We start from the raw sequence: 9,455 nt of genomic DNA, 5'->3' as shown, positions 1-9,455 counted from the left end.
AATTGTTGATTGGCAAGTAATTGCACTAGCTGTAGAGAATTTGCGAGTGACGTATAACGGTGTTGATGTTTCAGTCTTATTGCCAAACGATCAGGATGGAGCAAATGTTACTTGGTCATTAAAAAATCCAACGCAGTCATCTATTATTGATGTTTTAAATGGTGACATTATCCGTGCCGGTTTAACAGCTGATACGAACATTGTGCTCGTAGCCACCATTATCTCAGGATCTAAGTCGACTAATAAGGAGTTTGTAATTACTGTTCAAGCTGAGGTAGCTGAACCTAAGTCTATCCTCAGTAAAGAAATTACAAATTTCGATTTTACCAATGTCTACGCGACTCAAGCTAGGGAAGAAAGTAACAAAATTACCTCAACAGATTTCAAAACTAACCCTAAACATTTCACAATTAGTGATGGGAATATTACAATACCTGTTGACCTCACCTGGGATATTCCTTTGTACGGTTTCTCTACCGGACAGGTAGTTGGATCGGCAATCGATAGTTTCATTCAGGACTACTGCAATGCACATGGAATTAAATTAGGGGATCGGACAGTTTATGGATCCGGATTTGAAGACACATTCTTTATATCTACATTTAAGACTGGATCCGATGCTGCTATTACACTAGGTGGAAACGACTGGTCATTTTTCTTTCAAAATAATCATTGGACTGGAACAGATGGAACTCAGAACCGTACATTTATTGTTAGTGATGGTGTGAATCAGGTGACGATTGTTTTAAGTCAAAAATTTACCGACATGAGTAATCTGGTAACCTATCTAAATAATCAATTGCAGTCTAAATCAGTTTCTGTCACAGCTGAGCAAGTAAATGAGAGTCAATTTAAGCTTGTATCCAACAGTTCTAATACCGATATAACTATTACCGGAAACGATAAAGAGCAGTTCTTTGATAATTAAGAATTTAAACAAGATATAGTAGTAATAAAGCGAGAACTTATAAGCAAAAAAGGCTGTCGATGAATTCGACGGCCTTTTTGTGCATTTGGAAAATCCTTGAGTGCCACCTATATCCAGTGGTTGAGGGAAGAATATCTATGAGTGAACGATAGGGTTTACACCAAATCGTCCCTTACTCCACCTCGATCTCCTTCACCGTCTCACCCTCCACCAGGACAGGCTGGTAATAGGTGTTGGTGGGCAGATCCTTTTTGCCTTGCAGCTTCTTAATGACCCAGTCCGCAGCGTCGCGGCCCATTTGCTCCTGGGGATGGGTTAGCGTGGTGAGTTTAATGTTGGCGTTCTTGGCAATATACGAATTGTCCTGTCCAATAATGGATAACTCATCTGGAATGGATATGTCCAGTCTTCGGCAGGCATGCACCACTTCCAGCCCCACCTCATCGTTGTAACATACGATGGCGGTCAGAGCTTCTCTGTTATCGTTCAGAAACGTTTCCAGATTAGCGGACAAATCCGGTTTCGAGGCTGTATCGAACGAAAGCACCTGCTCGGGATGGAACCGTAACTTGGCTTCGCCCAATGCTTTGATATACCCCTTCATCCGGTACTTTCCTTGCAAATCATCCATTTTCGCAATAAGCCCAATTTGGGTATGCCCATTGGCGATCAATTCCCGGGTGGCCAGATAGCTGGACTGTACGTCATCCAGACAGAAGAAGGGAACCTCCAGCTCTTCGTAAAAGGCATTGATCATCGTAAACGGTACATCCTGCTCCTTAAATGACAGGTAGTACGCAATGTTGGGATTGTACAGATTGCTCTTGGTCGGCTCCACAATCAGGCCATCGACCCCATAGGAGAGCATCATCTCCAGCGCCTTTTTCTCTTGGGCGACATCATTATTGGTGCTGGCTAACAGCAATGAATAATTATCCTCGTTCAATCGGCTTTCAATACCGCGAATGATGGAAGGGAAGATGTAATCAGAGATGTACGTCGTGATGACACCAATCGTTTTCTTCATCGTTGAACCGCCGGATCTGGATCGGTATTGGTTGCTGACATAGGTTCCAGAGCCCTTCTCGCTTCTCAAAAAACCTTCGTTCGACAGCTCCAAAATGGCCTTCCGTACCGTCTGGCGGCTCACATTGTAGCTCTCCTGCAGAGCAGACTCGGTTGGGATCTGTTCGCCCACGTTATATGTCCCCGAAAGGATATGGCTCTTTATATCATCAATAATGATTTGGTATTTTGGCTTCACGCAATCCACTTCTTTCATGATTACTCATCTATAGAAACGTTATGGTTCAAATAGTTGTACGTACATATTTTAGCATGATTCTAGTCTAATGAAAATAAAACGGCATATTTCCCGAAATAAACCGTACAATTCAGGTTCGATTACATGAAACTGTACACTACAGCATACCCTTAAGCAAGCATAAAAAGACAGGTTAAATAGTAATAACAGGTTCTTTGTAAGTATAAATATTATATATTGTTGACAGATGTACGTACAAAAATTATACTAAGGCTGTCAGAAAAGGAAAGCGCATTCTTAAATCAGGATTACTGCTGTTTATTCACCAGAATTGATCACAACAGTAGTACACATTTTATACAAATTCATAAATTCATCCTAAGCCGTTGCAACTTTGGTCCTTTAACGTAAATACCATCCTAGCGATGAAAACGGCGATCAGAGAGGGGACAACCATGGTTATGAGTCATGAGCAGACGAAAGAGGCAATTGCGAAGGGAGCTACTTCACTTGGCATCGAGTTCGGTTCAACGCGAATCAAGGCCGTATTGATTAACGAACGTTTCGACACCATCGCATCCGGAAGTTACGAATGGGAGAATCTCCTGAAAGACGGATATTGGACGTACAACCAGGAGGATATCATCACGGGCATGCAAACAGCGTACCGCGAGATGAAGCAGGATGTGGAACAGAAGTACGGCATCACGCTGCAAACCATTGGTTCCATCGGCTTCTCCGCAATGATGCACGGATATGTTGCACTGGATCGTACAGGTGAACTGCTGGTACCGTTCCGGACGTGGCGTAATGCAACAACTGGAGTGGCGGCGAAGGAGTTAACAGATCTTCTTCAGTTCAACATCCCGGAACGCTGGAGCATCGCACACTTGTATCAGGCCATATTGAACGAGGAGGAGCATCTGCCTCGCATTGATGCCCTGACTACGCTGGCTGGATACATTCACTGGTTGTTAACCGGCAATAAAGCGATTGGAATTGGTGATGCTTCAGGTATTTTCCCAATCGATGAGTCAACACATAATTATCATCCATCCATGATCAAGCAGTTCGACGAACTGATCGCAGGCCGAGGTTATCCTTGGACATTGGAAGAGCTTCTTCCCAAGGTATATCTCGCGGGCGAGGATGCAGGTACGTTAACGGACGCCGGAGCCAAGCTGCTTGACCCTGCAGGAGACTTGCAAGCAGGCATTCCGCTATGTCCACCGGAAGGTGATGCCGGAACAGGCATGGTCGCGACGAACAGCGTAAGAAAACGTACGGGCAATATCTCTGTCGGCACATCTGTCTTTGCCATGATCGTCCTGGAAAATGAACTGTCCAAAGTGTACCCAGAGATCGATATGGTCACAACGCCGGACGGCAGCCCGGTGGGTATGGTACATGCCAATAACTGTTCCAGCGACATCAATGCATGGATCGGATTGTTCCGTGAATTTTCTGAGGCCATGGGATACGAGGTCGATAGCGGCAAGCTCTTCAGCGTCTTGTTTAACAAGGCACTTGAAGCAGACCCGGATGGTGGCGGCCTGCTGAGCTACGGATACTATTCCGGCGAAAATATTACGGGGATCGACAAGGGCCGTCCGTTGTTCGTTCGTTCACCTGAAAGCCGGTTTAATCTGGCCAACTTCATGCGTACCCATCTGTTCACAGCCTTTGGTGCACTGAAGATCGGGATGGATATTTTGACGGAAAAAGAACACGTAGCAATCGACAGCATCTTGGCTCATGGTGGATTGTTCAAAACGCCAGTCGTTGGACAGCGGATCGTTGCAGCCGCGATGAATGTGCCTGTATCCGTTATGTCCACGGCAGGGGAAGGCGGGGCATGGGGCATGGCGCTTCTCGCTTCATATATGATCAATAAGGGTGAGCAGGAGAGTCTGGATGTGTTCCTGGAGCAGAAGGTATTCAGCGATGTCGCTGGAGAGGAAGTAGCACCGGACCCATCGGATGTCAAAGGGTTTGAATCATTTATCGAACGCTACCGGAAGGGTCTGGCCATTGAGCAGGCGGCTGTTGATCATCTGGTAGAGAACGGGAGGGATTAAGATGTTAGAGCAACTGAAACAAGAGGTTTATGAGGCGAATCTGGAGCTGCCGAAGCATGGACTTGTGAAGTTCACTTGGGGCAACGTCAGCGCCATTGATCGGGATAGCGGATTGTTCGTAATCAAACCGAGCGGCGTCAGCTACGATGCCATGAAGCCAAGCGACATGGTCGTTGTCGATCTGAATGGCAACGTGGTCGAGGGCGAGATGAGACCATCCTCGGATACAGCAACCCATGCTGTTTTATATAAGCATTACTCCGAAATTGGCGGGATTGTGCATACGCACTCCACATGGGCGACCATCTGGGCCCAAGCTGGACTGGATGTACCTGTTATGGGAACAACGCATGCAGATACGTTCTATGGTGCGGTACCTTGTGCACGTTTCCTGAACCAGAACGAGGTTGATCGTGGGTACGAAGCGGAGACAGGACGTGTCATTATTGAAACGTTTGAAGAGCGCGGGATTGATGTTATGGCAGTTCCGGCCGTGCTGCTCCATGGTCATGCACCGTTTACCTGGGGAAAAGATGCCAAGGCTGCTGTGGTGAACAGTGTTGTGCTGGAGGAAGTATGCAAAATGAACCTGTATGCGCGGCAACTAAACAACTTCGCCAAAGAACTGCCGCAAGGCATTTTGGATAAACACTATCTGCGGAAACACGGGAAGGACGCGTATTACGGACAGAAGTAATGTGGTTATGTAGCGATCGGTTGATCATAATTCCAGCGAATAAGTTGTTTGTTACTACTACCAATGAAGTTGTATCAAACTTTTACACGATAACGGAGAGTGCAGTATCAATCTGAAGAAGCGAAGCTAAAAGCTTTCTGCAAGAAAGCTACTTCGGAAGGATATACCTCGCCTTTATAACCGGATATCATCCTTATTAAACTTGATCAAAGAAATCCGGGGATAACCAGCGATCGGAAGATGGTACTGCAATCGGAGTGTAAGTGTAACCCATTTGTTCAACTATAAAAATGAAATGAGGATGATTACATGTCAGCAACAGCAGCAAAAGAATTTTGGTTCGTCGTTGGTTCGCAGCATCTCTATGGTGAAGAAGCACTGGGCGAGGTCAAAGCCAATGCACAGAAGATTACGGATGCCCTGAATGCAAGCGGCGTTCTGCCATACCCACTCGTATTGCAGGATCTGGCGGTAAGCGCAGATAAAATTACAAGCATCATGAAGGAAGTCAACTACCGCGATGAAGTAGCCGGTGTTATTACTTGGATGCATACCTTCTCTCCAGCGAAAATGTGGATTCGTGGTACAAAACTGCTGCAAAAACCACTTCTTCATCTGGCTACGCAATATAATGAGAGCATTCCTTGGGCCACCATCGATATGGACTTCATGAACCTGAACCAGGCAGCACACGGTGACCGTGAGTATGGTTTTATCAATGCCCGTCTCAGAAAACAAAACAAAATCGTCGTTGGATACTGGGAGCGCCCGGAAGTGCAGCAGCAGGTTGCCGATTGGATGGACGTGGCGGTTGCCTATAACGAAAGCTTCAACATCAAAGTGGCCCGTTTTGGCGACAACATGCGCAACGTGGGTGTAACTGAAGGGGATAAAGTGGAGGCACAAATCCAATTCGGTTGGACGGTCGACTACTTCGGCATCGGTGACCTGGTACAGGTTGTGAATGCGGTGACAGAGCAGGAAATCGATGACCTGATCGGCCAATACGCAGAGCTGTATGAATTCGATTATGGTACAAACAGCAAGGAAGCTTGGGAAGCCAGTGTACGTGTGCAAGCCAGTTATGAAATTGCAATCAAACGCTTCCTCGACGAGGGCGGATACACTGCATTCACCACCAACTTCGAAGATCTGCATGGCATGAAGCAGCTTCCAGGTTTGGCTGTACAGCGCCTGATGGCCCAAGGATATGGATTTGCTGGTGAAGGTGACTGGAAAACAGCTGCACTTGATCGTTTGCTGAAAGTTATGAGCCACAACGAGAATACGGGCTTCATGGAAGATTACACCTATGAAATGGCTGCTGGACAGGAAGCTATCCTTCAATCTCACATGCTTGAAGTAGATCCTACACTCGCCAGCACCAAACCGAGAATCATTGTGTCTCCACTGGGTATTGGCGATCGCGAAGATCCAGCACGTCTGGTATTCGATGGCAAAGCAGGCGAAGGTGTTGTTGTATCCATGGCTGACTTCGGCACACATTACAAGCTGCTAATCAATGAAGTGTCTGCATTTGAGCCAACTGTACCAGCACCGAATCTGCCTGTGGCACGTGTATTGTGGAACGTGAAGCCAAACTTCCAGGATGGGGTCAAAGCCTGGATCGAAAATGGCGGCGGTCACCATACCGTGGTTTCCTTGAACCTGACAACAGACCAGATCGTAACGTATGCGAAGCTGGTTAACCTGGAGTATGTAGTTATTAAGTAAACATAAGATATTTTTATCGTAATTGGACTCATATCCATGATTGCCTGGCGGCCGAGGGATTCCCTCGGCCCTTTGTCATGCTGTAATGCGGTTGGCTGAGCAGTCACAGTCACAATCTGTAATGCAGTCTCATGAAGTGCGTACCCTTGCGCACCATAGAGTTTCTTTCATTTTGCTATAATAGCCCAAAGGAGGTTATCGATTCATTATGCATACACAACAAAGCTTGTTTGAGCAGCTCCACCAGCTTGGTATTGACGGACGAAGTACGCTGCTTGTTCACTCTTCCATGAAAAGTATGGGTGAGGTCGAAGGTGGGGCGGATACCGTACTGGATGTCTTTACAGACTATATGAAGGATGGACTGCTGGTGCTGCCAACCCATACCTGGTCCAGCATTAATGCAAGTAATCCAATGTTCCACGTGGAATCATCACCATGCTGCGTCGGGATTCTACCTGAGCTATTTCGAAAACGGTCAGGCGTAGTACGTTCTTGGCACCCGACTCACTCGGTTGCAGCAATCGGTCAGGATGCAGTGGCATTCACGAAGGACGATCACCTATATGACACACCTTGCGCAAGGGGCTCGGCTTGGGGCAAGCTGCTGGATCGGAAAGCTACCATTCTCCTTGTTGGCGTGGACCTGAAACGAAACACGTTCATCCATGGCGTAGAGGAATGGGTGGACATTCCGGGGCGTTTAACAGATGAGCATGAGCAGCTCTACACTGTATTGCCAGATGGAACAGAGATTTCAGTACCCTCCCGCAGGCATTGCGGGTTGTCGTGGTCGGAGCATTTCTGGAAAGTGGATAAGGTGTTACAGCGCAAAGGCGCGATGCGCATAGGAAGGCTTGGGGGTGCTATTGTACGAGTATGTGATGCGGCCATGGTGGAGGCAGTTATCACAGAGATGCTGAGGGCGAATCCGGATCTATTCTCGGATAACCTGCCGCTGGCGAAGGAGTAGGAGTAGACATACTAGAGGACCGCTCGGCAACGGGCGGGAGAGGGTTCTTTTTTTCAATAGTTAAACGTTCAAAACACTCACAAATCAGCAAAATAGATGCATAAATAAAACAGTGCTTGGCTGTATTTCCAGTGTATAGGCTACTCTCCCATAGGGGTGTGTGATAAGATATGGTTAATTTAACCATAATTTTTTGTATAGCATTAGAAAGTATAGTTCTAATGTAGTATCACTTAGGTTTACGAAAACAGCCTAGCTCAATGATATCGTAGTAGTCGCAACCAAGAAGGAGAAGATTTGTGAGCCCATTGGTATGGTATGATCTCTTTTTATTCGTCCTGTTGTTTGGTATATATGTTTATATTTTTGCTACCGCTAGAATCACGAACTTACATAAGGTTTACTTTCTATTTCATGGGTTGATGATGCTCTGGCCCTTCTGTCAGTTTGCGATCGTGTTGTCGGATAACCCGGGCTGGCAATTATTTTATGTGACCCTGTCTTTCGTCGCCGTTTCACTGCTTGGAAGTGGTTGGCTGCTGTTGACCATCTTCATTACCGGTTATTCGGATCGATTAGGGACAAAAAAAGTTATACTGCTGTTCGTACCAGCTATTATTGCAGCCATAGGTGTGGTTATCAACCCGGCTAATTGGTTTGTAACCCCGCTGGAGGGTGGTTATGTCGAACGGGCCTATGGCCCATGGTTCTGGGTTGTCATGATTGTATTGGTGAGCTACTTTGTAGCTTCCCTCTTTATTTTGTTCGGGGCACTTCGCGCCTCCGATAAATCACCAACGATTAAAAAACAGGTGGAAATTACGCTGTGGGGCATATTCGTTCTGGCTGTTTTTGCAGCAATTGATGCCCTTCTGAATGTGGTTTTGCGAGCATGGATACCGTTCATCATTCCCGGACTGACGTCGCTGGGGATTTTTCTGTCGGATTTATTTTTTGTCTATGTCATCAAGCGGTACAACGTCTTCGATCTGGTTTCCATCGCCCATGAGGATGTGATTAATACGATTCCCCATGGCATCCTGGTTTTGGATGAGAATGAGACCATTATTGAAGCAAACAAGGCATCCAGGTCCTTCATGGATCTGCATGTTGGGGATTGTTTTGATATGGAGGCATTTCTGGGATCGGTTCGTGTAGAGGGCGACAGCGGGCTGTTTCTGGATCAGTATCGGCAAAGGGAAAATACGCTGTCTCAGATTGAGGTTATTGTGGAGGAGCGCGACATGGAGCGTCACTACATCCTCCAAACCTCTCCAATCATTGATCATTATCAGATGCCTCTTGGTCATCTCCTAACGTTTCAGGATGTGTCGCAAGAGCGCTACTATGTAAAAGAAATGAATCGGCAGAATGAGATGCTTCAGGAACGCAATTATGCCCTGGATCGCATTCGGCAGGAGTTATCCGAGGCTAATCTCAAACTGGAGGAGCTTGCGCTTACGGATAGTCTGACTCACTGCTACAATCGTCGTTATCTGACCCAGCAGCTGACGCATGAGGTCATTACGAATGTTCACTATAAGACACCGTTTTCACTCCTTCTCCTGGATATTGATTACTTCAAGGCAATCAATGATCGCTATGGACATGTCATTGGGGATGAAGTGCTGTACCGCACAGCTCAGGCTGTGAAACAGTCCATCCGGGAGACCGATATTCTAACGCGCTATGGCGGGGAAGAGTTCATGATCTACCTTCCGCACACGGAACGCCAGTTAGCTCAAAAAATCGCGGAACGGGTGAGGCTGTCCGTGGAGTCC

Annotated in this window: 7 protein-coding genes; 6 read left to right on the top strand and 1 reads right to left on the bottom strand. The window is 46.7% G+C overall.

All coding sequences use genetic code 11. The annotated features are described in order from the left end of the window. On the top strand, positions 1-928 hold a 928-nt coding region (locus CHH60_RS29845), incomplete at its 5' end, for a hypothetical protein (RefSeq protein ID WP_176476103.1). A 172-nt stretch (positions 929-1,100) separates the two neighbouring features. On the opposite strand, the gene CHH60_RS17530 is transcribed toward CHH60_RS29845, so the two are convergent. Beyond that, entirely contained in the window at positions 1,101-2,192 is a 1,092-nt protein-coding gene (locus tag CHH60_RS17530; RefSeq protein WP_095360365.1) for a GntR family transcriptional regulator, read from the bottom strand. A gap of 461 nt (positions 2,193-2,653) precedes the next feature. Here CHH60_RS17530 and CHH60_RS17525 point away from each other — a divergent pair, with 461 nt between their 5' ends. From CHH60_RS17525 to CHH60_RS17505, 5 genes are all read left to right on the top strand, one after another. Next, a complete protein-coding gene (locus tag CHH60_RS17525) occupies positions 2,654-4,270 on the top strand; it encodes a xylulokinase (protein ID WP_095360364.1) in 1,617 nt (538 codons plus the stop codon). A 1-nt stretch (position 4,271) separates the two neighbouring features. After that, on the top strand, positions 4,272-4,967 hold the full coding sequence (locus CHH60_RS17520; protein WP_095360363.1) for an L-ribulose-5-phosphate 4-epimerase: 696 nt from the start codon (positions 4,272-4,274) through the stop codon (positions 4,965-4,967). A 309-nt stretch (positions 4,968-5,276) separates the two neighbouring features. Beyond that, the gene (gene araA / locus CHH60_RS17515) at positions 5,277-6,701 is read left to right on the top strand and encodes an L-arabinose isomerase (protein ID WP_095360362.1); all 1,425 of its coding nucleotides are present in this window, start codon (positions 5,277-5,279) and stop codon (positions 6,699-6,701) included. 208 nt (positions 6,702-6,909) lie between these two features. Beyond that, a complete protein-coding gene (locus CHH60_RS17510) occupies positions 6,910-7,674 on the top strand; it encodes an AAC(3) family N-acetyltransferase (RefSeq protein ID WP_095360361.1) in 765 nt (254 codons plus the stop codon). A 299-nt stretch (positions 7,675-7,973) separates the two neighbouring features. Next, positions 7,974-9,455: histidine kinase N-terminal 7TM domain-containing diguanylate cyclase (locus CHH60_RS17505; protein ID WP_095360360.1), on the top strand; the 1,482-nt coding region annotated here is incomplete at its 3' end.

This window comes from Paenibacillus sp. 7523-1 (assembly GCF_002276415.1).
GTDB classification, from domain to species: Bacteria; Bacillota; Bacilli; order Paenibacillales; family Paenibacillaceae; genus Paenibacillus; species Paenibacillus illinoisensis_A.
The sequence above is the reverse complement of the archived record's forward strand: the minus strand, read 5'-3'. Positions and strand labels throughout refer to the sequence as shown.